This window comes from Hymenobacter sp. BT559, from assembly GCF_016427535.1.
Taxonomy (GTDB): domain Bacteria; phylum Bacteroidota; class Bacteroidia; order Cytophagales; family Hymenobacteraceae; genus Hymenobacter.
In genome coordinates, this window is sequence record NZ_JAELXV010000009.1 from 59286 (window position 1) to 81512 (window position 22227).

General features: G+C 61.4%; 19 protein-coding genes and 1 riboswitch. Of the genes, 9 read left to right on the top strand and 10 right to left on the bottom strand.

Annotated features, from left to right (window positions below):
- Positions 1-204: 204 nt before the first annotated feature.
- Positions 205-1737: an IS1182 family transposase gene (locus tag JAO77_RS21915; RefSeq protein WP_198992693.1), complete on the bottom strand. Its 1533-nt coding sequence runs from the start codon at positions 1735-1737 to the stop codon at positions 205-207.
- A gap of 581 nt (positions 1738-2318) precedes the next feature.
- On the opposite strand from JAO77_RS21915, the gene JAO77_RS21920 reads away from it, so the two are divergent.
- Together JAO77_RS21920 and JAO77_RS21925 are read left to right on the top strand one after the other, a co-directional pair.
- Complete coding sequence (locus JAO77_RS21920; RefSeq protein WP_198992694.1) at positions 2319-3110, top strand: ParA family protein; 792 nt, start codon at positions 2319-2321, stop codon at positions 3108-3110.
- Positions 3107-3400 carry a hypothetical protein gene (locus tag JAO77_RS21925; RefSeq protein ID WP_198992695.1) on the top strand — a complete coding sequence of 98 codons (294 nt, stop codon included), beginning with the start codon at positions 3107-3109 and terminating at the stop codon, positions 3398-3400. The genes JAO77_RS21920 and JAO77_RS21925 overlap by 4 nt, the downstream gene beginning before the upstream one ends.
- Before the next feature lie 1304 nt (positions 3401-4704).
- Here JAO77_RS21925 and JAO77_RS21930 read toward each other — a convergent pair.
- Positions 4705-5772 carry a replication initiation protein gene (locus JAO77_RS21930; protein ID WP_198992696.1) on the bottom strand — a complete coding sequence of 356 codons (1068 nt, stop codon included), beginning with the start codon at positions 5770-5772 and terminating at the stop codon, positions 4705-4707.
- Positions 5773-6929: 1157 nt separating this feature from the next.
- On the opposite strand from JAO77_RS21930, the gene JAO77_RS21935 reads away from it, so the two are divergent.
- Positions 6930-7115 carry a Tn3 family transposase gene (locus JAO77_RS21935; RefSeq protein ID WP_198992697.1) on the top strand — a complete coding sequence of 62 codons (186 nt, stop codon included), beginning with the start codon at positions 6930-6932 and terminating at the stop codon, positions 7113-7115.
- 26 nt (positions 7116-7141) lie between these two features.
- Here the strand turns inward: JAO77_RS21935 and JAO77_RS21940 are convergent, their stop codons facing one another.
- The 6 genes from JAO77_RS21940 to JAO77_RS21965 form a co-directional block, all read right to left on the bottom strand.
- Complete coding sequence (locus tag JAO77_RS21940) at positions 7142-10162, bottom strand: Tn3 family transposase (protein WP_198992698.1); 3021 nt, start codon at positions 10160-10162, stop codon at positions 7142-7144.
- A 12-nt stretch (positions 10163-10174) separates the two neighbouring features.
- Entirely contained in the window at positions 10175-10762 is a 588-nt protein-coding gene (locus JAO77_RS21945) for a recombinase family protein (protein ID WP_198992699.1), read from the bottom strand.
- A 102-nt stretch (positions 10763-10864) separates the two neighbouring features.
- Positions 10865-12013: a phosphopyruvate hydratase gene (gene eno / locus JAO77_RS21950; RefSeq protein WP_198992700.1), complete on the bottom strand. Its 1149-nt coding sequence runs from the start codon at positions 12011-12013 to the stop codon at positions 10865-10867.
- A gap of 48 nt (positions 12014-12061) precedes the next feature.
- Positions 12062-12532 (bottom strand): hypothetical protein, encoded by a 471-nt coding sequence (locus JAO77_RS21955; RefSeq protein ID WP_198992701.1) that lies wholly within the window; start codon positions 12530-12532, stop codon positions 12062-12064.
- Positions 12532-13134: a phosphatase PAP2 family protein gene (locus tag JAO77_RS21960; RefSeq protein WP_198992702.1), complete on the bottom strand. Its 603-nt coding sequence runs from the start codon at positions 13132-13134 to the stop codon at positions 12532-12534. Before JAO77_RS21960 ends, JAO77_RS21955 begins: the two co-directional genes overlap by 1 nt.
- Before the next feature lie 49 nt (positions 13135-13183).
- The gene (locus tag JAO77_RS21965; RefSeq protein ID WP_370550326.1) at positions 13184-14494 is read right to left on the bottom strand and encodes a voltage-gated chloride channel family protein; all 1311 of its coding nucleotides are present in this window, start codon (positions 14492-14494) and stop codon (positions 13184-13186) included.
- A gap of 48 nt (positions 14495-14542) precedes the next feature.
- A riboswitch (Fluoride riboswitch) is annotated at positions 14543-14616 on the bottom strand.
- Between the two features lie 113 nt (positions 14617-14729).
- Here JAO77_RS21965 and JAO77_RS21970 point away from each other — a divergent pair.
- The gene (locus JAO77_RS21970; RefSeq protein ID WP_193560216.1) at positions 14730-15752 is read left to right on the top strand and encodes a hypothetical protein; all 1023 of its coding nucleotides are present in this window, start codon (positions 14730-14732) and stop codon (positions 15750-15752) included.
- On the opposite strand, the gene gpmA is transcribed toward JAO77_RS21970, so the two are convergent.
- Together gpmA and JAO77_RS21980 are read right to left on the bottom strand one after the other, a co-directional pair.
- Positions 15734-16426: a 2,3-diphosphoglycerate-dependent phosphoglycerate mutase gene (gene gpmA, locus JAO77_RS21975; RefSeq protein ID WP_193560217.1), complete on the bottom strand. Its 693-nt coding sequence runs from the start codon at positions 16424-16426 to the stop codon at positions 15734-15736. The genes JAO77_RS21970 and gpmA overlap by 19 nt on opposite strands.
- Positions 16427-16459: 33 nt before the next feature.
- On the bottom strand, positions 16460-17485 hold the full coding sequence (locus JAO77_RS21980) for a sodium:calcium antiporter (protein ID WP_235998558.1): 1026 nt from the start codon (positions 17483-17485) through the stop codon (positions 16460-16462).
- Between the two features lie 113 nt (positions 17486-17598).
- On the opposite strand from JAO77_RS21980, the gene JAO77_RS21985 reads away from it, so the two are divergent.
- From JAO77_RS21985 to JAO77_RS22005, 5 genes are all read left to right on the top strand, one after another.
- The gene (locus tag JAO77_RS21985) at positions 17599-18513 is read left to right on the top strand and encodes a LysR substrate-binding domain-containing protein (protein ID WP_140469326.1); all 915 of its coding nucleotides are present in this window, start codon (positions 17599-17601) and stop codon (positions 18511-18513) included.
- Positions 18514-18664: 151 nt separating this feature from the next.
- On the top strand, positions 18665-19039 hold the full coding sequence (locus JAO77_RS21990) for a hypothetical protein (protein WP_198992704.1): 375 nt from the start codon (positions 18665-18667) through the stop codon (positions 19037-19039).
- A gap of 117 nt (positions 19040-19156) precedes the next feature.
- Entirely contained in the window at positions 19157-19795 is a 639-nt protein-coding gene (locus tag JAO77_RS21995) for a LysR substrate-binding domain-containing protein (RefSeq protein WP_198992705.1), read from the top strand.
- An 85-nt stretch (positions 19796-19880) separates the two neighbouring features.
- Positions 19881-20993 (top strand): YeiH family protein, encoded by a 1113-nt coding sequence (locus tag JAO77_RS22000; RefSeq protein WP_235998559.1) that lies wholly within the window; start codon positions 19881-19883, stop codon positions 20991-20993.
- A gap of 104 nt (positions 20994-21097) precedes the next feature.
- Complete coding sequence (locus tag JAO77_RS22005; RefSeq protein WP_140469329.1) at positions 21098-22189, top strand: c-type cytochrome; 1092 nt, start codon at positions 21098-21100, stop codon at positions 22187-22189.
- Positions 22190-22227 lie beyond the last annotated feature (38 nt).

Sequence of the window (22227 nt, forward strand, 5' to 3'; positions counted from 1 at the left end):
AAGCGGAGCCTCAGAAGCGAAGTATGTTGCAAATATACGTCATAGTATGACGCAAGTTTACGTCATAGGTGAATTTTTCCAATTTCAGCTGTCTGTTCCTGCTTCCAATGAGAGGATGCTGGCTATAACTAGTTCTTACAGCTTAAGACGTTCAGAAACGTGCGGTGGCTGTTGCAGAACTCTTGGCCCGCCTCTGCTCCCGCGCTACCTTCTGTTTCCAAGCAGCTGTGACCGGCTGTGACGCTGCCGCCAACAGGCCAAAAACTGCCCCTGGAGCCGAGGAACAGGCAGGGCGATAGCCGAGCGCGGGGTTTGCTTGGGCTGGTGCTTGAGCAGCTTCTTGAGATTGAAGGCGAGGGCGGTCAGCAACATCATTTTATGGGCGCTACTGCGACCCTTCGTATTCACGCGCCGCAGCCCGTAGTGCTGGAGCAGACTGCCAAAAACCGGTTCAACGGTGCGCTGCCGCAATCCCCGCATGTGGCGACCGGGCCGGCTTTGCTGCCGGGCGAGCGCCCGGCGGTACTGGGCATCGTAGGCGGTGCGAATGAGCTGTCGCTTCTTGACGTTGGGTGCACAGGAGGGTTTGAGCGGGCACAAGCGGCAGTCCCGACTGGCGGCGCGGTAAACTTTGGCTAGACCCCCATCCTGATTCTTATAAAAGCTCTTGAAGGAGAGCGTTTTGCCTGCTGAACAGGTAAAGCAGTCCGTTTCCGCTTCATACCGAAAGCTGTCGATTTCGGGCTTGTACTTGCCAAAAACAGGAATCCAGGGCGTGATGCCCCGGGCTTCGAGCAAAGCGTAGTTCACCCCATTCGAGTAGTTGGTGTCCGCCACCAGGTCTACTAGCGGGAGGTCCTGGGCGAGTAGGCGCTGCTGCAAGGGCTCGACCAGGCTCGGCAGCAGCGTGCAGTCACGCCGGTCGGCAAAGTCAGCCTGCACGTGGCTGATAACCCCGTGGGCCTCGTCCACGGCCATACTACAGAGGTAATTCAGGGCCCGCGCTTTGCCGGGCTTGACAGAGATGCGCGCATCGGGGTCAGCGGGGCTGTAGTGCGTTTTGTTACTGAGTAGCCGCGCTTGCGGCCGACTGCGCCCCAAAGGGCCACTGTCGTTGCGCAGGTAGCGCGCGTGGGCGGAAGCTACGCGTCGTAGGTGATGGGCCGGGCTGGTGAGCAGCGCTTCCGGTGCGGCGGCCGGCGCCTCTTGAACAGGCTTGTCGGCTACGTGCAGCACAGGTGGCGATTCGTCGGCGGACTGCTTGTCGATTAGGCTCTCTAACGAGGCGTTGGCCTTGACGAAGGCGGAGTCTACTGCCTGGGTGTGGCCCGTGACGAGCCCAGCGGCTACACACTGGGCAAAGACGTGGTCAAACAGGTGCTCAAAGATGGCGGTGGGATAGAGCTGGCGTGTGCGACTGATAGTCGAGTGCCAAGGGAGGTCCTCGTCCACTTCATAGCCCAGAAAATACAGGATATCGAGCCGCAGGCTACAGTGCTCTATAAGGCGCCGGTCGCTGACCAAGTTTTCCAGGCGGCTGACGAGCAGCAGCTTGAAGAACACGACGGGGTCCAAAGAGGGCTGGCCGGTATGGCTGTAGAGAGCCTGGGTCTGGGCATAGAGAAAGTCCCAGTCCAGCAGGTCGGCCAATCGGCGGTAGAGATTGTGGCGTGGCACGCGCTCCGACAAGCGAAAGCGCAGCACGACTTTATCGACGAACTGTTTATGGCCCTGCATAGCTCTAAGATACCACTGGCCAGTCATCTACTTCTGCAACAGCCACTGCGCAATTCTGATACCCCCTCCCCTACCCCACCAGATAGCTCAAAAAGACGCTTTCTGGCGGGTCAAGAAGTGGGTTCTGAAAGTTTTGAGCGCATAGATTTGTGACCTAGCCTTTCTGAGCTGTGTTGCAGTTCACCATTAAGCGGATTGAACTGGTATAGCTGGCTCTTACCTTGGATTTGCTTATCTCGCTGAATTGGGCGTTGAACCTGGAAGTGCGGGATTTAGTAAATGACCCTGCCATCACCAATTCCGATAAGGAGGTGTAAATAACAGGTAGCTGGGTAGAGGGGTAGGAGACATTGAATTCCTGTGCAAACACAGAATTTTTGTTAAGTAGCTTAATAATATGCTCATAGCAGGTATACGACTCTTGCTTACCAGAAATACCGGTATTTATGATATTGCCGGTATTTCTGGTATTACTATTATTACTGGTAAAGGTGGTAGTACTGGTAAAGACGGTAGTACATGAAATACCGGCATTACCGGTATTTCTGCTAACTTGCGAACTCATTGTTTTTCTCTGACCTATGCAGCTGCCATCCGGCTCCGTTCGCTCACCACAGATTATCGCGGTCACCAATAACAAAGGTGGCGTGGGTAAAACCACCACTACCCTGAATGTGGCGGCTGAATTAGCTCATCGGGGTTATCGCACATTGCTCATTGACCTGGATATGCAGGCTAATGCGACTACCGGTCTGTTTAAGCGTGGTGCGCCTGGAGGACGTACCGTGGGCATGGGTCTACTGGGTGAAGCAGCGGCAGCCGAGTTGATAGTAAAGACCTCTCTGGCGAATCTCTCGCTTATGCCAGCTAATATTCACCTAGCCAAACAGAGCGAAGAGCTTTATCGTCAGGATGGCTATGAGCAGCGTTTAAAGCAACTGCTGGCCCCAGTGGCGTCCAATTATGACTTCGTCATTATTGACTGCCCACCCATGCTGGGGGCAATGACCTACGTCGCCCTTGCTGCCGCAACAGCCTACCTGGTGCCCTGCGAACCTGAAAAATACTCCTTCGACGGTCTGCGCCTAGTTGTCAATCTAGCGAGTGGTGTTCAGGCACAAATCAATCCTGACCTGAAAATGGCCGGGGTATTTTTTACTAAATACAATCCCAAAAAGCGCAGTAGCCTACACCATGATATTGTGGACGCTGCTGAGCATCTCTATCCGGATAAAGTACTGCCTAATATCCGCGCCGACCAGTCGCTGGCTCAGGCGCAGCGGGTCGGAGAGCCTGCCATCCTATATAAACCGGACTGCAATGGAGTCGCCGACTACGCCACCTTGACAACTGCCATCCTCGAAAATCTATGAAGAAGCCTGCATCCAAAGCGCCGAAGGACCTCACCGACCTCATTGGCCCGGCATCCTACGAGCCCCAGACTCAGCCTGCCTTTACGACGGCCTCGTTACCCCCCGCCAAACCTAAATATCTCAAATTTACTGACCGCATAACCCCTGAAAACCGCTTACACATGGACCGAGTAGCTTATTGGGGGCATGGTGAAGCTCGGAAGCTAGTCAACATTTTCAACGCTGCCTTGGCTGCCTATTTTGCTACTCACCCAGATGCTCAACGACCTACGCCTGACGAAAAAGAATAAGGTGTTATCGAAAAGCCATATTTGCCAGAAAGGGAGGTAATACCAGAAATACTGGTATTACCTCCCTTTCTGGCAAATATGGCTTTTCAGTAGTATTTCCAGGTCAGATTCAAACTAGTGAAGTAGTGGATGTGCGTGACAGTTAACTGGTGAAAATGTCACCCAATAAATAGAAGGTGGGGTTGCCGCAAGTTTCGGCTGAGTCTAGAATTTAAGGATTTGTCTCGTCCGGAAATAAGTTGACCGTTTGACGATATTCCGAGCCTGGGGTAACCAGTTCGCTGGTAGTACTAAAAGTACTTCATTCTGGCGGCTCCGTTACTGACGGTTTGTAGTAATTTTTCCAGTGCCGTTCTAGAGGGCCCAGCTGCGGTGCGCCTCGTTCGGGCTTTGCATGGTACAGTTCAGATGGGAGCGTTTGTAGTTGTAGAGAAACACCGCTCCTCCGGATATTGGCCGGCCTCGTCCAGCGAGCGCATGAGGTACTAGCTCAGGTATTCGACCAGGCCAAGCGCGGCGGTCCCCAGCAGGCTACGGGCCGGTGACCGGGCGCCCGACGTGTAGCTAGCGACGGGCTAGTGGCTATCTGACCAGTTGAGCGGCAATGACTGGAAGCTCTAGCTCTTCAACTCGGCCGAAGTAGCAGCCCCTATTTACCTCAAGTGCATCAAAGTAGACAATGACGTGCTACGTCAAGCGTATGGACGCTCCGATGGTCTGATGCTAATTCGCCCGGATAGCTACATTGCCCTCTTCGTTGCTACCTGGGGCGAGGCGCATACCTATTTCGACCAGTAGCGGTAAGCTGCCAGCGCAGATTCGCTCGCCCTCTGGGGGAGGAGTGCTGGCCCTACCCAGGAACCTAGTCGTGGCCAGCTCATACTAGGTCGTTGACAGGGTGAACTGCCACTACATTTCCCAGTCAGGCAGACGGGCAACTCACTGGTCTGTGCTACCTATTAACTCACCTGTTTAGCTTTTGGAACAAACCTTTAACCAAGGCCAAGTTTGGTACAGATGTTATATGGCTTGCCCACTTACCCGAATTAGAGTACCAGAAAGCAGTCAGAAGTGTTTAATCGGATACAACTAAGGTCCTACTCGCAGAAGCAGGCCCTGTAGGAGGCCCTCGACTTACTACTATCCAGTGCTACCCCCGCCCGGACGCGGGTCCAGGAGTAGCAACGTCGCCAGCGTATTCAGCGGGACCGCCGGGGCGAGGTGGGAGGATGAGAATGGTAGTCCAACGGCTAACGTCGACTCTTCAACGCCGCTAATCTCCTGCGTAGGGGCAGATGGAGTGCTCAAGATGGCTTTCGAGCGCCCGGGCCTACGTTTGCGATAGTAAGGAAAAGGCCACCAGGATTCTTAGTGGCTTTTAGCTTGTCCGTTTTGAGGTCAAAGATGAATTTAAACAACTTGGTTACCAAGTCAGGATCTTGTAGAATCCTGCCGCGTAAGACCGGTAACATGATACCAAGGTCATCCAAGTATTTGGCAGCGGTCGTCAATTTGTCAGTCTCGGCTGGCTGCTGAAAGGAGCGAGCCGGCGACGCAGACTTCTTGTGCGTGATATTGAAGCGGGCTCTGTCGAAGGAGCGTCCCTTCTTCAGCAGTTCATAGGATATATTGAGTTCCGTGTGCTCATTTATCTGTGCTACGGCCACGTCCAGCACGCGTTCTTTGAGTTGACTGATTTTAGTGAACAAGTTTTTGCCTTTTTCCTTGCTTTTGCTATCCGGATTTTCACCGCTTGATTCCCTGTCGTCCAAATTCCTATCGTCCGCTTCCTTGGTCTTCGCTTTTCTCCTAGTCTTGCCTTTAGTGGGCTCCTCCGCGCTCAAGTTCAGCATATAGCGAAGCTCTACCAGCGTGTAAACCTGGGTAGCGTCCTTATCCTTCCACTGGCTAACCAGATGATATATTCGCTTGGCGTATTTGCTGGTCAGTTTCAGTGCCGACTGCAACTCGTAGGAGGTAAAATTCTCCTTTAAATCAAACAGGTAGGGGCGGATTGATTTGGTCAGTTCAATGACGATGCGTCCTTCCCCGAGCACGTACACCACTCGGTCCATCATCCAAAGCTGGATGACCTGACCATGCTCCCTAACGTTGAACATACGAGAACCCATGCTTTCTGTCGCTTCCTGCAACTGGCTGTAGTTCCACTGTCGGCCACTAATTTTTTCCATTTCCTTCAGATAGAGCGTATAGACCTTATCAGGCGGGTCTTCGCGTCCTAAACTGGTCAGCAGGAAGAACATGATATCCATCTGGCAAGCGGAATAATCATAGCGAGCGGTCGTGATAGCATTGTGCTGACGAATTTCATATGGTCTTGGCGACGCTTCAGCAACAGGAGAGTAGTCCATAGCAAGAGGGAATGGGCAACAAAGATAAGTTATCCACATTTATAAAAGCCACATTTGAAAAACAACGTGGCTTTCCACTTATAAAAAGTGGCTTTCCCACTTATAAAAAGTGGCTTTTCGCTTATAAAAAGTGGTTTTCCACTTATAAAAAGTGGTTTTCCACTTATAAAAAGTGGTTTTCCGAGCTTGCAAGCTACTGATTTATAGATAATTGTGAGCCCTACAAATAGAACAAATAATTAAAAATATCACAAGTTGTTGTGACTTTTTTTTTAGGCATTTAGAGTCTGGTAAGTTATCCACATATGAAATGAGTGCCCCCAGGAGAAACAAAAACAAACAAATACGCGAGAGCGTAGTCTGATGAAAAATGGAATTGCACTTTTCCAATTATATTTTTAACAATGCTAAGTTAAAACCACTTTTTATAAGTCAATCTTATGGACTTGGATAATAATAATAATAATTTTAATTTTTCCTGCATTTGCTCTAGAATAGGATGAATTTGCCAATTTTTTCAAAGAGAAACAAGCCTCAATAGAAGAATAGTGCAAATTATTCACGAGTTTTTAAATGTCTAAAACGCGAAAAACCACTTTTTATAAGTCTGTGCCTATGTGCGCACACGCTACAGTACATACTATTGAAGGTTAGTAGGTTATACAAATAGTACGTATCTAATTCAACTTGTTTTACGGCATGTTTGCTTGCTTTTTAGCTGTTACACGATGTCTCAGAATCACCTCTTCATGCCAATCAATATGACATCCTACTGCTATACTTAAGATAGGTGAGTTCTTTTACATCCCATTCTCTATCCGTTGCGTTATCCTACAATTAACCATACTTGTACTAATGCAAAACAAGAAAAAGTCAAGCCTATCCTAGACAGAACGTTGCACGATAAATAGGATAAAACAGCTAAAGCTGAAGGCAGAGTCAGCCCCCGCTCGCAGCGAATTTAAACTCTGCTTTGAACACACAGAATTTTGTCAATAGAACAGATAAGAGACAGTACCACTTGGTTTTACCCTAAGTGCTCTCAGTTAACAGGGTGGTTGGGAATTTAACATACCGTCATAATGAGCTTGCCAAAGTATATCTACTACTTCATCTAGGCCGTTCAATGAAGCGGTAGAGACGCTTCGATACTGCTTATGCTAGCGTTACGCGAACTGGGGCGGGCCATGCGCACCGAGTTTATGCTGCGCTACATGGACGACCACGACTTGCACAAGCGCATTAATGACCAGTTTGACAAGCTGGAAAGCACGCACCAGTTCGCTCGCGTCATGGTTTATGGGCAAAACGGGCAGTTTCACTACGCCGGCAAAAAGGGGTAGCGCAAGAGTAAGAACAGAAATTCCCGTTAGGGCAGTTGAGCGAGCTGTTCTTCCAAACTGGTCGGGTCGCGTAGCGGCCGCAGCTGTCCGGCCGCAATGCCCTCGGGCAAGGTAAAATCGTAGCGCCCCAGCATGTTGATGTGCTCGTGCAGCAAGGGCGAGAGCCGGGCCACGTCGCCTGGTTCCGGCGGTTCGGCGGCCGCCTGGTGCTGTTCCAGCGCTTGTTGCAGGTAGCGCGTGTTCCACAGCACCAAAGCGTTGACGACCAGACCCAGGGCTCCTAGCTGGTCCTCCATGCCCTCGTGGTAGCGCTGGCGCAGTTCGCCCTTCCTGCCGTGGAAGACGGCCCGGGCCACCGCGTGGCGCCCCTCGCCCCGGTTGAGTTGGACCAGGATGCGCCGGCGATAGGCCTCGTCCTGCACGTAGGCCAGCAGGTAGAGCGTTTTCTCTACCCGCCCAACCTCGGCCACGGCCCGCCCCAGACCGGAAAGGGAGCCGGCCCGCTGCAGCGTGCGCATAACGGCCGTGGCCTTGACCTTGCCCAGTTTGAGCGAGCCGGCCAGCCGCAACATATCGTCCCAGTGCTCGGCGATGAGTCGGGTGTTAAGCACGTGGCGGCTTAGGTCGTTGAGGTCGCCATAGTCGTCTTCCTTGCTCATCCGCCAGAAGCGCTGGTCCGGCAGGTCGGCCAGGCGGGGGCTGAAGCGGAAGCCCAGCAACGAAAACAGGCCAAACACCACCTCGCTGTAGCCGTGGGTATCGGCCATGATTTCGCGCGGGTCCAGGCTGGTTTGCTGCTCCAGCAGCCCGGCCAGGATGAAGAGCGAGTCGCGCAGGGTGCCGGGAATGACAATGCCGTGGAAGCCCGTGAACTGGTCGCTGGTGAAGTTGTAGTAGGTCACGCCGCGCTCCGAGCCAAAGTATTTGCGGTTCCAGCCCGCGTGAATCGTGCGCACGGGTACCACGAAGCGCATGCCATCGGCTGAGGCGACTTCCCCACCGCCCCAAGCCTGGGCTAAGGGCAACAGGGCCTGGGCATCCACCAGCCGGGCGTTGGCGGCGGTAAGCGTTTCCACCCGCAGGTAATTTTGCTGGACCCAGGAGAGGTGCGGCAGCGTCAGGGCCGGCACCTCGGCCCGGGCCACCGTCTTCAGGCCGATGTTGCAGGCCTGGGCCAGTAACACGGCGCAAATGCTCAGCGGCAAGTCAGGGGCAGCTGGCTGACCATCGGCCGCGTGGGTGAACGCACGGGCGAAGCCAGTGAAGGCATCCACTTCCAGTAGTAGGGCCGCCAACTCGACCTGAGGCAGGCGCTGCGCCAGCTGCGCCCGGAGCGTGCGCAGCTGGTCCGACTCGGTTTGAGCCGCTAGCGCGCTGAGGCTCACGTAGGGCTGCCCGTCTTCTTCGAGCACTTGCAGGGCCGAGTTGCGCGGCAGATTCGTGCTGACTTCGGTATAGGCCGCGGCCAGCTGCTGCTGCCAGCGGGCCAGCTCGACCTGCGGGTCGGTGGCTCGCTCCAGGGCCCGGGCCACGGAGTCGCGGACCTGCTCCCAGGCCTCCCCTCGCAGCAATTCCGCCCGCGGGTCGCCGTAGCGCTCGCTGCGGCGCACGAACACGTCGCGGCGACGCAGCGCCTGGTGCAGGCGCTCGACTACGCAGAGCGTGTAAGCGGGCGGATGGACCAGGCCTTTGGCCGGAAACACCCGCCGGGCCCACCTGCGCGGTACCACCGCGCGGGGCGCACTCGCCCACTTCGGGCAGCCCCGGCCACCCGCCTCCTGGACCTGCAGGAAGCACCAGGCATCGAGCAGGGGCTTGGCGGCGGGCGTGCCCTCAAACACCACCCCGCGCAGCAGCGCCGGCAGAAAGCGCCGCACCGTGGCGTAGGGCGTGCTCAGCGCCTGCACCAACGGGTCCTCCGCGCTGTGGGCCAGTTCCTGCACGGCATCCGCCGCTGCGCGCAGGGCATCCTTGCTGAAGCGTTCGAGCACGTGCTGGCGCAGGGCCGCGTCCGGCACGGCCTCGTCGAGCAGCAGGCGCACGGCCTGCTCCAGCACCAGCGCTGCCTGGTCCAAATCCTTGAGCGAGCGCAGGCGCTCGCGGCGGCGGGTGGTTTCTCCGCTCAGGGCCAAGGTGGCCATCAGCCCGTCGAAGAGGTCGAGGATATCATCCGTGGCCGTGCGTTCGAGCGTTTGCCCGAACACGAGCAACGTGGCCAGGCGGCGCTCCTCGCTCATGCGCAGCAGGGTCTGGGCCCAGGCCAGTTGGGCGTGCCGGGCCAGGCGCGCCAGCCGGGCTTCGGGCAAATCCTGCACGGGCACTTCGCTCACGCCCAGTGCCCGAATATGGTCCAATCGACGCAGGGCGGCTACCAGGGCCGGGGCGGATACCCGGGTGGGGGCCGTGCGCAGGACTTCCAACGGGGTGAGGCGTTCGCCCGGCTCCACCTGCAGCAGCGCTTCCAAAGCCGCTTGTTGGGCCGGGCTAAGGCGGGCACGCAGTTGGCGGTAGAGGTGACGCCCCGTGCGCTCGCGGACTCGGGCAATCAGGCGGGCCAGCACCGTGACGCCGGGCAGCACCACGCGCTGGGCCACCAGGTGGGCCGTAGCCAAATCGAAGAGCACGCTTGGCCGCACGGTGCTGGTGGCCACCTGCGCGTAAAGCCAGCGGGTAAGACGAAAAGCCTGCCGGCCGTCAAACGACTGGTACTGCAAATAGGCTTGAATCAGGGGCTGGTGCTCGTAGCCGGTGTTGAGGCGGTCCCGGTACGGCCCCAGCTGCTCAGCAGCCAGGCCGAGTTGGTTGGCCAGGGTCTGCACCACCACGGGGGGCACCTGCAGCGGGTTCACCAAAAAGGTGCCCAAAAACCGCAGCGTTCCCAGCTGCACGGCGCAGCCCAGGCGGGTATGGGGCAAGCGCCGCGCCGCCAGAAACTGCTTATCGGCCGCACTCAGGTAGAAGAACCGGGTGAGCTGCTCGGGGCTGGGGTCGGCGTGGTACTGACCGTAACGCGCGGCTTGCTCGTCACTGAGAAATTCAACGGGCATGGGCGGCGCTTACTAGCTGGCCTGGCTGCCGCCCGTCGGGACGCCCAAATGCGCGAGGTAGCGGTAAATGGTGGCCCGGCCGACGCCGAGCAACTGGCCAATTTCCGCCACCGTCTTGTCCTGCTGCAGATAAAGGGTCTTCGCGGCCTGGGCTTTCGATAAGGCCTCTTTGGAAAGCCCTTTTGGCCGCCCCCCCTGTCGGCCGCGGGCGCGGGCGGCCGTCAGTCCTGCCCGGGTCCGTTCGCGGATGATGTCGCGCTCGAACTCGGCCAGCGAGGCAAATAGATTAAACATGAGCCGTCCTTGCGCCGTGGTCGTGTCCAAGTGGTCCTGCAAGCTGACGAAGTGGATGCCTTTCTCCTGAAAACCCGTCACCAGCGTGACCAGGTCTTTTAGCGAACGGCCCAGCCGGTCCAGCTTCCAGACCACCAATGCGTCGCCCGGCCGCAGGCGGGTCAGCAGGTGCTGGAGCGCTGGCCGCTCCTTGACCGACGACACTTTTTCCTGGGCCACCTCGGCGCACCCGTAGGCCTGCAAGGCATCGGTCTGCAGGTGCAGCTGCTGGTCGGGGGTGCTCACGCGGGCATAGCCGAAAATCATAGGCGGTATTCTCAGGAAGTCAATGGGCGCAAAGATAGCGAGCCGTTGATTCATGAGAACAGCACATGAGACATTTATTGCTGGCCTCAGGCACCTCTCAAACTAGCGAGGCCACCGGGTCGAAAAAACGCCCGAGCGGTGCGACACGAACTGATTATAGCCGTTGGCCTGGGCCAGGCGCACGGTTTCCAGGGTTTCGGTGACGGTGCCGATTTGGTTGAGCTTGATGAGCACTGAGTTGGCAATGTGCTGGTCGATGCCGGCTTGCAGAATGGCGGGGTTGGTGCAGAAAATGTCGTCGCCCACCAGCTCGATTTTGCGGCCCAGCGCCTGCGTGTGCAGCTGCCAGCCGGCCCAGTCGTCCTCGCCCATGCCGTCTTCGAGCAGGATGATGGGGTACTGGCTTACCCAGCTCACCCACAGGTCATTGAACTGCGCCGAGGTGAAGGTTTGCTTGGTCGATTTGAACAAGCGGTACTGGCCCGGCTGGCCGCCCTGGCCTTTTTCCCACAGCTCGCTCGACGCCGGGTCGAGGCAGAGCGAGATGTCGGTGCCCGGCCGGTAGCCCGCCTGCGTGATGGCTTCGAGCAGCAGCTCCACGGCCTCCTCGTTCGACTTCAGGTTGGGGGCAAAGCCGCCCTCATCGCCTACCCCCGTGTAGTAGCCCTTCTGCTTGAGCAGGGCCTTGAGGGCGTGAAACGTCTCCACGCTCATGCGGATGGACTCGGCAAAGGTGGGCGCGTTGTGCGAGGCAATCATGAATTCCTGAAAATCAACGTTGTTGTCGGCGTGGCGGCCGCCGTTGAGCACGTTCAGGCAGGGCACGGGCAGCACGTAGCTGGCCTGGTCGGCCAGCTGGCGGTAGAGCGGCCGGCCAGTGGCGGCGGCCAGGGCGCGGGCGTAGGCCATCGACACGCCCAGGATGGCGTTGGCCCCTAAGCGCGACTTGTTATCGGTGCCGTCCAGGGCAATCAGGCGGTGGTCGAGGTCGGCCTGGTCGGCCAGCTCTTGGCCCAGCAGCGCCTGGGCGATTTCGCCTTGCACGTTGGCTACGGCGTGTTGCACGCCCTTGCCGCCGTAGCGCTTCGGGTCGTTGTCGCGCCGCTCCACGGCTTCTTTCTCGCCGGTACTGGCGCCGGCCGGCACCAGGGCGCGGCCGGTGGCCCCGCCTTCGAGGGTAATATCCGCTTCCACGGTGGGGTTGCCGCGCGAGTCGAGGACTTCGAGGGCGGTGAGCGAGGTGATTTTCATGGGGGGGTTGAGGGAAAAAGGGTAAGGGGAAAGTCTGATGTACAAGGGTCAGGCGGGCGTAGTGGCCGAATCGGGCGCGTTTGCCTGCGCTAGCAGCTGGTTGGCCAGGGCAGTGAGGCGCTGCACGCGGGCATCCCAGTCGGGCGCCAGGGTTGGGGGTAGGGCCCCGTAGCCGCTGAACTTGGCGGCCGGCGCATCGCCCAGAATCTCCCAGAGCTGGGCGGCGCGAAAAGCCACTTCGTGGCGGGGCGAGCGGGGCTGCATATCGAGGCGGTAAGTGGCGTGCAGGGCCGCCAGTTCGGCGCGAAAAGCCTCGGCGGTGGCGGTGAGGCCGGCGTGCTCGGCGGTACTCAAGTCATCGGCCCATACCTGGGCGATGCCGGGCGGGTGCGGCCCTAGCAGGGCCTGCAAGGCGGTGAGGCGGTCTTCGAGCAGCAGCACCAGCGAGCTAAGTACGCGTTGGTGAGTAGGCGAGAGGAGTGGCTCCCCGGCCGGCGGAATAGGCAGTGGACTGAGCATCAGGCAGTGGGGAGAATAGGGGTGGTAGCAGCAACCGGTAGCCAGCGCGCGGCCCCCCAGGCGTAGAGGCGACTCACGCCATAAGCCAGGGGGATGCTCAACAGGACGGGTGCCAGCACGTCGGAGGGGTAGTGCACGCCCAGGTACACCCGGCTGTAGGCCACCAGCAGTGCCCACGGAAACAGCACCCCGGCCAGCCACGGCAGCCGGTGCCGGGCGGTGAACAACAAGTAAAAAGCCAGCGCAAACACGTTGCCGGCGTGCGACGACACGAAGCCGTAGGGGCCGCCCCGGTAGCCGTGCAGCAGGTGCAGCTGCCCCGCCAGCCCCGGCTCGTGGCTGGGGCGCAGGCGGTGCGCCCAGGGCTTGAGCAGGCCCGAGGCCAGCTGGTCGCTGGCCAGGATAAGCACCGCAATCAGCGGCACCAGCACCCAGGCCCGCCAGCCAAAGCTGCCCACCAGTACCGCCAGTAGCGCGGCGTAGAACGGCACCCAGGTAAACGTCTGGCTCGCCCACCACAGCACCGCATCCCAGAATGGGGTGTGGTGGCAGTTGGCCAGCAGCAGTAGGCGCGTATCCAGCAGTTGAAGGTGATGGAGCATCACGAGCAGGCAGTAAGAGAGGAAAGAATACTGGGAGTGGCCCGAGGGGCTAGGGCTGCCGCGCCGCCTGATGCAGCTCGCCCAGCCGGCGGCCGAGGTGGCGGCCCAGCAGCGGGTGCTTGGGGTGGCCCACTCTCTGGGCAGTATAAATACCGCTGTGGCCCGAAAACAAATAGGCCACCACGCAGGCCACGCCCAGGTAGATGCCCGCGTGCGTGCCAAACAGCTCCAGGCCCATGAAAAGGCAGGCCAGCGGCGTGTTGGCCGCCCCGCTGAACACGGCCACGAAGCCCATGCCCGCCAGCAGGGCCACCGGCAGCGGCAGCACCGGAGCCAGCGCCGACCCCAGCGCTGCGCCGATGAAAAACAGCGGCGTGACCTCGCCACCCTTGAAGCCCGCGCCCAGCGTGAGGGCCGTGAGCGCCAGCTTCCAGGCAAAATCCTGGGGCGGCAGCGGGTGCTCAAACGCCTCCACGATGACCGGCACGCCCAGGCCGGCGTAGCGCATGGTGCCCAGGCCCCACATGGTGCCCGCTACCAGCACGCCGCCCACCACCGGCCGCAGCGGCGCGTACTGTATGCGAGCAAATTGCTTACTTATCCAGTGGGTAAGGGTAGCGAAGCTACGGGCCGTAAGGCCAAACAGGGCCCCCACCAGCAGCGTGCAGCCCAGCCCCGTGGCCGTGAGCGGCAGGGCCGCTAGCTCGGGATAGTGCGTATGGCCCACGCCCCAGGCGCGCGTCACCACGTCGGCCACCACGGCGGCCAGAAAGCTGGGCAGAATGGCTTCGTAGCGCATCGAGCCGAGTAAAAACACTTCCAACCCGAAGATGGCCCCGGCCAGTGGCGTGCCAAATACCGACGCAAAGCCCGCGCTCATGCCCGCGATGAGCAGCAGGTGCCGCTCGCGCCGGGGCAGCCAGCGCGAGAGCTGGTCGGCCAGCGCCCCGCCCATTTGCACGGCCGTGCCCTCGCGCCCCGCCGAGCCGCCAAACAGGTGCGTAAGCAGCGTGCCGCCCAGCACCAGCGGCACCAGCCGCAGCGGAATCACTTCGCTCGGGGCGTGGATTTCATCCAAAATCAGGTTGTTGCCTTTCACCACCCGGTTGCCGAAGCGGTGGTAGGCGAGGCCCACTAGCAGACCGCCTACCGGCAGCAGGGCCAGGGCCCACGAGTGGGCCTCACGCCAGCGCGTCACCCATTCCAGACTGACTAAAAAGCCGGCCGAAGCGGTTCCGGCCAACGCGCCGACCAAGCTCGCCAGCAGCAGCCAGCGTAGCATAAACCAAACCGTGGGGGTAGGGGAGAGGGCCCGTAAGCGGGCGGGTACCAAGCGGGCGTAAATAGGGGGATAAGCCACGGGAGCGAACGCTAGGATGAACTACTCGGCGTAGCCACTAGGGCCAGCCGTCTCGTAGGAATCATCAGCGCAGCGCACCAGGCGCCGGCGGTTCGCGGTGGAAATCCATCACCGTACTGCGCCCTTATACGGAGCGGCGATGGGCAGGTTGTGGCAATAGGGCAACCTGCTGGCGATATCGCCAAAAAAACTTGTGGCTGGCCCGGCCGTTAAGGAAGCTCCTTAGCCTGCTGCCATGACCCGTTTCCCCTTTTTGTCTGCGGCCCGGCGGTGGCGGGCGGCTGCCGGGGCCAGCTTTGCCCTGCTGGCTTGGCTGAGCGGCTGTGTGGTAGCTCAGGTAGGCGCTTCGCGGGCGCTGAACGCGCCGGCGGCAGCCGTGGCGTGTGCCCCCGCCGAGCTGGCTTACCCGCTCCCCGGCCCGGTGCTGACTTCCACGCAGCTAGCGGCCGATATCCTGCTGCGCCGCCACTTCACGGCCCCCACGCTGGCCGCCGCCAACCGCTACGGCCTGGGGCCGGCCCTGCACCAACTGGTGGCGGCCCCACCCGGCTCGCTGGCCCGCCTGAACGCCCAGCAGCGCGTGGGCGAGCAGCTGGCGGCCTTGGCCCTGCTGGTGGGAAGCACCACCGCCGAACTGGACTGCGAGGAGGAGCGCGCCGACCAGGTGGCCGATTACTTGCTCGACCAAGCCGCTAGCCGCATCCGGCGCTACACGCTGCTGGCCATCGTACTCGGGGCCCTAGGCACGGTCGTCACCGGCGGGCTGGCGCTGCTGGAAGTGCGCAAGTCGATTTACCGCCCGGTCGGCATCGTGTTTGGCCTGGCCGGGGCAGCGCTGGGGTTGCTCAGCCTCTACGCCCCCGATACGCGCATTCCCTACGCGCACCGCCGAAACGCGCTGGCCGACATCGGCTTGGTTGACGTAGGGCCGGTGGCTACGCAGCCGCGCACCCTGGCCGCACCGGTGTGGGCCTACCTCACAGCCCCCGCTGGCGCGGCGGGCGCGCTTTCGCGGCGCGAAGCCCTGCTGCACCGCTGGCAAACCACCGGCGAGCTAGGGGCCAAAAGCTCCGCCGACCGGCAGCGCCTGTTGCACCTGCTCTTTGGGCGCGGCGGCACCTACGCGGCCAGCGAGCTGCAAATGCGGGCCAACTTCTACGACCAGCTCGAATCTAGCGTGGCGCTGATGAAGCAGGAGCTGGCCCAGCTGGCCGCGCAGGTAGCGGCGTTGCCGCAGCCCTATTCCGTTAGCAAATAATGATTTACCCGTTCTAGATTATCATTGAGCTGGTACACCATCGGCACGCCGGTCACGATGTCGAGCTGGGTTATCTGCTCGTCGGTGAGCTTGTCGATGTATTGCACCAGGGCGCGCAGGCTGTTGCCATGGGCGCAGACGATGACCTTTTGCTGCTGGCGCAGGGCGGGCATCACCGTCTCGGTCCAGAAGGGCAGCACGCGGGCCAGGGTTTCGCTCAGGTTCTCGGTCAGGGGCAATTCGCGGTCGGTGAGGTGCTGGTAGCGCGGGTCGCGGCCGGGGTAGCGGGGGTCGGCGGGCGTGATGGCGGGCGGGTGGGCGTAGGGGTCGCGCCGCCACTTAAGCACCTGTTCGGCCCCATACTGAGTTTCGGCCTCGGCCTTGTTCTGGCCTTGCAGCGCCCCGTAAAAACGCTCGTTGAGCCGCCAGGTTTTCTGCACTGGAATCCAAAGCAGGTCCAGCTCTTCCAGCACGATGTCCATCGTTTTGATGGTGCGCTTGAGCACGGAAGTGTAGCCCACGTCGAAGCGGAAGCCGTGCTGGCGCAGCAGCTGGCCGGCGCGGTGGGCTTCGGCCACGCCCTGCGGGGTGAGGTTCACATCGGTCCAACCGGTGAATACGTTGGCTAAATTAGCGGTGCTTTCGCCGTGGCGCAGCAATACGAGGTCGGGCATGGAGTAGGGCGGTGAGGAGGGCACTAGTATTCGTTAGGTACTGATAGCTAACAGTCCCAGCATACCTAGGGCATACAACCCGAGTACTACCAGCGAGTCGAGGCCCATGCGGGCCACCTGCCGCTGCGGCCGGAAAACCAGCCCGTAAACGTACACGCAGGTGAGCAGCATGCCCAGGCCCGTGAGATAGAGGTCGGCCTTGCCGGCGTGGGGCAGCGCGGCCTGGCCCGAGAGCGCGCTGGCCACCAGAAACAGCACCGGCAAAAAGGCATTGCCCCCAAAAATATCGCTGATGGCCAGCTGGTATTCGCCCGCTTTCATGGACGCCAGGCCGGTCGAAACCTCGGGCAGCGAGGTGGCTGCCGCCAGCACCGTGGCCCCAAACAGCAGCCCGCTCAGGCCCCAATGCGTGGCCAGCGCGTCGCCGCTGCGCTCCAGCACCACGCCCGCCACCAGCGTCACGAGGGCCGCAGCCAGGAACACCAGCCTCGTGCGCCAGGTGCTAGCCGGGGGCGTTGGCTGGGCCGGAGCCGCTGGCTTGGGCGGCGGGCTGCCAGCCGGGGCCGCGTCGTGCGCCTGCCAGGGTAGCCCCTTTTGCGCTTTGCCAATCAGCCATAGGCCCACTACCCAGAGCCCCAAGATGAGCAGGCCCGCCGGGGTTATGCGGGCCACGATAAGGGCGGCTGGCAGCTGGCTGCCCACCAGCACGGCCGCCAGCACGGCCAGCACCAGTACGCCTTCCAGTACCAGCACCAGCGAAGCGGCCTGGTAGGTGAGGGCCGCTTTTTTGCCCAGGCCAAACACGTCGAGCACCACCAGCACTAGCGTCTGCATCGCAATGCCACCCAAGATGTTACCGATGGCTAATTCCAGGTGCTGGCTCAGGGCCGCGCTGACTGTGATGGCCAGCTCGGGCAAGTTGGTGACCACCGCCAGCAGCAGCAAGCCGCCCAGCGCCTGCCCTAGTCCGAAGCGCTTGGCCAGCACCGAGGTAGCGTTGGCAAGGTAAACGCCGGCCACCCAGACGGCCGCCCCGGCCGCCGCGAAGGCAAGTAGCAAAAGGGGAATGGATAAGTGGGCGAACATGCAGCAGCGAATGAAGTGGAAGGCCCATACGGGCCGGCCGGCCTTTTCGCCGCAAAGTCCGCGCTACAGCCCCGACCTTCGCGCCCATGTCCGATTTTCGCCTTCGCGTATTTGCCGCCGTGGCGCGGCACCTGAGCTTCACCAAGGCCGGGCAGGAGCTGTTCGTGAGCCAGCCGGCCGTCACCAAGCACATCCGCGAGCTGGAGGCCCAGTACGGCCAGCGCCTGCTGGAGCGCAGCGGCAGCAAGGTGCTGCTCACCGAAGCCGGCCGCCTGCTGCTGCTGCACGCCGAAGCCGTGGCCGCCTCGGCCCAGCAGCTCGACGAGCAGTTGCTCGGCCTGCGCGACCCCGACGAGGCCGCCGGCCGCCTGCGCCTGGGGGCCAGCACCACCCTGGCCCAGTACGTGCTGCCGGCCTGGCTACCCGCTTTCCAGGCGCGCTACCCGCGGGTGCAGCTGAGCTTGCTCAACGTCAACTCCGAGCGCATCGCCGAGGCCCTGCTGCGCGGCGAGCTGGATTTGGGCTTCGTGGAAGGCCGCACCAAAAACCGCGACCTGCACTACGAGTTGCTGCTGCCCGACGAGCTGGTGGCCGTGCGCCAGCCTACGCCCGCCGGCTCGCCCCCTAGGCCCCTGCCGCTGGCTGAAGTACTGGCCAGCCCCCTGGTGCTGCGCGAGCGCGGCTCGGGCACGCTCGATGTGCTGGAAACGGCCCTGCGCGAGCGTAAAATCAAGCTCGGCGAGCTGAAAACCGCGATTTACCTGGACAGCACCGAGGCCATCAAGACCTACCTGGAGGCCGCGCCGGGAGCCGTGGGCTTCGTGTCGCGGCAGGCGCTGCGGCGCGAGCTGGCGGCGGGCCTGCTCGAAGAAATACCTGTGCAAGGCTTCACGCTGCCCCGGCAGTTCGAGGCGGTGTGGGTGCAGGGCCAGCCCCTGACGCGCACCGCCCAGCGCTTCTGGAGCTTTGCCCAGCAGCAGGCGGGCAGCAAAGCAAGGTAGCGAGTTTGGTTATTAGCAATAACTATTTGCTATAACCAAAATTCAATGAGGGCCGCTACTTTTGCCGTATCACTTGCCAGCGGCAGTGGCTTTTGCTGCTAGCCGCCGCCAGTTTGCTGTACATTAGTTCTTCACTTTTTCCCTTTTTGCCATGAGCCAGCCCGCCGATTCCCCCGATTCGCAGCCCACTCCCGCCGAGCAGCCAGCCGATGCGGCCCACGCCGGTACGCCGCACTACGGCACCTTTGGCGACCCGGCCAACGTGCCTGCTACCCCGGAGCACCACCCCAACCGCCAGTACGTGGGCGGCTATATGGACCCCGAAGGCACCCACGGCGGCTGCGAGACCGGCCCCTACGAGCCCAGCCAGCAGCGCGGCCACGTGGAGCAAAACCAGGACACCGCCGCCATTGAGGCCGCCCAGGGCAAAGACGAGGACGTGGAGCGCGCTGCTTACGCGGCCGACGACCCGCGCTACGCTGGGGGCGACGTGTACGACTTGAAAAACGAGCAAACCAGTCTCTAGCCGGCCGGCCAACCGGCCGGGCTAGCGCCAGCAGTAAAGGCACCCTCCGGTGCCTTTACTAGTTTTAAGCAGCCGGCAACTAGTTGGCAAAAAGCTAGTTATTCTTTCTTCTCTACTATGCCTACCCTACACATCGGGGCCAGCGCCACCCTGGCCCGCTACGTGCTGCCCCGGCTGCTGGCCGATTTTCGGGCCCGGCACCCGGCGGTAGCCGTGGCGCTGCACCCCGCCAACTCGGCGCAGGTAGCCCAGGCGCTGCTGCGCGGCGAGCTGGCGCTGGGCTTTGTGGAAGGCCCCGAGCGGTTGCCCGGCCTGCGCTACGAGCGGCTGCTCTTCGACGAGCTGGTGGCCGTGCGCGGGGCCACGCCGGCCGGGCCGCCCGCCGCCCCGCTGGCATTGCCCGAGGCCCTGGGCCACCCCTGGGCGTTGCGCGAGCCCGGCTCGGGCACGCTGGCCGTGGTCGAAGCCGCGCTGCTCACCCACGGCGTGCGCTTGGCCGACCTGCCCGCCCCGCGCTACTTCACCGGCAACGAGGCCCTCAAAGCCCACCTGCTGGCCATGCCCGGCGCGCTGGGCTTTCTGTCGCGCCGCGCCCTGATGGCCGAGCTGGTGAGCGGGCAGCTGGAAGAAATACCCATCCGGGGCCTGTACCTGGCGCGGACGCTCGCCGCTGCGTGGCGCACGGGCGAGGTGCTCCTGCTTGCTGCCCAACAGTTTATCCGGCTGTGCGACCTGTCTTGCGACTGCCTTTCATAACCAATGGTTATTGCTCATAACATTATGGGATAATCTAAACAGGGAGCTTTGCCGTAAATTTACAGCAGTTAACCAGCTCTCCCCCATGACCCAGCACCCTAATACTACTCCCCCCGCCGCGCCGGCCACCGAGCACAGCGCCGAGCCGCTGCTCTTCGCCTCTTCGGCCGAGATGGAGCACGCCGAAACCACCCTCGACGAGCCCGAAACCACCACTGGCATCTTCCGCTCGCTGCACACGCCGCACGAGCTGTTTGGGCGCACGTTTACGCTGCGGCAGGTGGTGTTTGCCCTGTTTCTCATTTTCTGCCTCACGCCCTGGGCCTCGCCGCCCATCGCGCTGGCCCTGGGGCTGGTGCTGGCCCAAACGGTAGGTAACCCCTTCACCAGCCACACCAAAGCCTTCACCCACAAGCTGCTGCAATTCTCGGTTATCGGCCTGGGCTTCGGCATGAACGCCCACGCGGCGGTGCAGGCGGGCAAAGAAGGGATTCTGTTCACGGTCGTGTCCATCTTCGGTACGTTGTTTCTGGGCTACTTCGTAGGTAAGTGGCTGGGGCTGAGCAAACACGTAGTGCACCTCATTTCGTGCGGCACCGCCATTTGCGGCGGTTCAGCCATCGCGGCCATCGGGCCGGTGCTGCGGGCCAAAGACGAGGAGATGTCGGTGGGCCTGGGCACGGTGTTCGTGCTGAACGCCATTGCGCTGTTCGCCTTCCCGCCCATTGGCCACGCCCTGCACATGAGCCAGAACCAGTTTGGCCTCTGGTGCGCCATCGCCATCCACGACACGAGTTCGGTAGTGGGCGCGGCGGCGGCCTACGGCAACCAGGCCCTGGAAGTAGCTACGACGGTGAAGCTGGCGCGGGCGCTCTGGATTATTCCGGTGGCCATCGGCACGGCCATGATTTTCAAGCAGAAAGGAGTTAAAATCTCGATTCCCTACTTCATCTTCGGCTTCATCCTGGCGATGCTCTTCAACACCTTCGCCCCAGCCTACATCCCCGCCGCCAAGGCGCTGGGCCCGGTGATGGTGAACCTGGCCAAAATCGGCCTCACGGTGACGCTCTTCTTTATCGGCGCGGGTCTTTCGGCCAAGGTGGTGAGCTCGGTGGGTATCCGGCCCTACGTGCTGGGCGTGCTGCTGTGGGTCGTGATTTCGACCACCTCGCTCTACGTCATTTTGCACGCCGTTTAGGCGGCCCGGCCCGCGGGGCGAAGGCGACCAATCTGGGCTGAATCACTTAGTAATCATGGATTTGCCTGCTGATAATTTTCCTTCCCATTCCCACCCTTTTCGTCATGGAAACTCCCGCCGAGCCCTCGCCCCGCCTGCAACCCGAAGACAAGCAGGTGTTCATCAAGGTCGCCGGGCTGCTCACCTGGGTTATTGGGCTGATGGTGCTGGTGGTGGCCGTGACGGCCTACGTGCTGGTGTTTCCGCCCAAGCCCGGGGCCCCGGTAGCCGCCGCGGCCCCGCCGGCCGGTGCGGCGGCGCAGCCGGCTAGGGCGCAGCTGGTTAACTTTTTCACGCCCGCGCGCTTCCTGCTCGACAGCGTGCAAAACAACCCCGAGGGCGAGCTGATTCGCTACGGCCACGAGCTGATTGCCCATACCCCGCAGTACCTGGGGCCCCAGGCCAAGGACCCGCTGCTGCGCCTGGCCGGCAGCAACCTGGCCTGCCAGAACTGCCATTTGCAAGCCGGCCAGAAGGCGTTTTCGGCTCCCTACGTGGGCATCTGGGGCATTTACCCCACCTACAAGGGCCGCGAAAACGCCATCAGCACCCTCGAAGACCGCATCAACGGCTGCATGACGCGCAGCCTCAACGGCCAGCCGCTGACTCTTGACGGCAAGGAGATGAAGGCCATGGTGACGTACATGAAATGGCTGGGCCGCCAGGTACCGGTGGGCGAGAAAGTGAAGGGCCAGGGGTTTGTCAAGTTCACGATGCCCAACCGGGCCGCCGACCTGGGCCAGGGCAAGCTCATTTTTGCCCAGCAGTGCGCCAGCTGTCACGGCGCGGGCGGCCAGGGCCAGCGCGCCGGCAGCAGCGGGCAGTACCAGTACCCGCCGCTGTGGGGCCCCGACAGCTACAACGACGGGGCCGGCATGCACCGCCTGCAAACGGCCGCCCGCTTCGTGAAGGCTAACATGCCCTTCGGGGCTACCGCCGAGCACACCGTCCTCAGCGACGAGGCGGCCTACGACGTGGCCGCTTATTTCAACTCGATGCCCCGGCCCCAAATGGCCCACCTCGCCAAAGACTACCCCAACCTAAGCAAGAAGCCGGTCGATTGCCCCTACCCCCCTTACGCCGACCAGTTTACGCAGCACCAGCACCAGTTTGGCCCCTACGCCGCCATGAGCCAGGGCAAAAAAGGCGCGGAATAAGTGCGGCAAAACCCCTCTTTTCTTTCCAGTTTTCTCCC

Bases quoted from the DNA above. Each gene is read 5' to 3' on its own strand.
- JAO77_RS21915 (WP_198992693.1), bottom strand. From the start codon at position 1,737: ATGCAGGGCCATAAACAGTTCGTCGATAAAGTCGTGCTGCGCTTTCGC.
- JAO77_RS21920 (WP_198992694.1), top strand. From the start codon at position 2,319: ATGCAGCTGCCATCCGGCTCCGTTCGCTCACCACAGATTATCGCGGTC.
- JAO77_RS21925 (WP_198992695.1), top strand. From the start codon at position 3,107: ATGAAGAAGCCTGCATCCAAAGCGCCGAAGGACCTCACCGACCTCATT.
- JAO77_RS21930 (WP_198992696.1), bottom strand. From the start codon at position 5,772: ATGGACTACTCTCCTGTTGCTGAAGCGTCGCCAAGACCATATGAAATT.
- JAO77_RS21935 (WP_198992697.1), top strand. From the start codon at position 6,930: ATGCTAGCGTTACGCGAACTGGGGCGGGCCATGCGCACCGAGTTTATG.
- JAO77_RS21940 (WP_198992698.1), bottom strand. From the start codon at position 10,162: ATGCCCGTTGAATTTCTCAGTGACGAGCAAGCCGCGCGTTACGGTCAG.
- JAO77_RS21945 (WP_198992699.1), bottom strand. From the start codon at position 10,762: ATGATTTTCGGCTATGCCCGCGTGAGCACCCCCGACCAGCAGCTGCAC.
- eno (WP_198992700.1), bottom strand. From the start codon at position 12,013: ATGAAAATCACCTCGCTCACCGCCCTCGAAGTCCTCGACTCGCGCGGC.
- JAO77_RS21955 (WP_198992701.1), bottom strand. From the start codon at position 12,532: ATGCTCAGTCCACTGCCTATTCCGCCGGCCGGGGAGCCACTCCTCTCG.
- JAO77_RS21960 (WP_198992702.1), bottom strand. From the start codon at position 13,134: ATGCTCCATCACCTTCAACTGCTGGATACGCGCCTACTGCTGCTGGCC.
- JAO77_RS21970 (WP_193560216.1), top strand. From the start codon at position 14,730: ATGACCCGTTTCCCCTTTTTGTCTGCGGCCCGGCGGTGGCGGGCGGCT.
- gpmA (WP_193560217.1), bottom strand. From the start codon at position 16,426: ATGCCCGACCTCGTATTGCTGCGCCACGGCGAAAGCACCGCTAATTTA.
- JAO77_RS21985 (WP_140469326.1), top strand. From the start codon at position 17,599: ATGTCCGATTTTCGCCTTCGCGTATTTGCCGCCGTGGCGCGGCACCTG.
- JAO77_RS21990 (WP_198992704.1), top strand. From the start codon at position 18,665: ATGAGCCAGCCCGCCGATTCCCCCGATTCGCAGCCCACTCCCGCCGAG.
- JAO77_RS21995 (WP_198992705.1), top strand. From the start codon at position 19,157: ATGCCTACCCTACACATCGGGGCCAGCGCCACCCTGGCCCGCTACGTG.
- JAO77_RS22000 (WP_235998559.1), top strand. From the start codon at position 19,881: ATGACCCAGCACCCTAATACTACTCCCCCCGCCGCGCCGGCCACCGAG.
- JAO77_RS22005 (WP_140469329.1), top strand. From the start codon at position 21,098: ATGGAAACTCCCGCCGAGCCCTCGCCCCGCCTGCAACCCGAAGACAAG.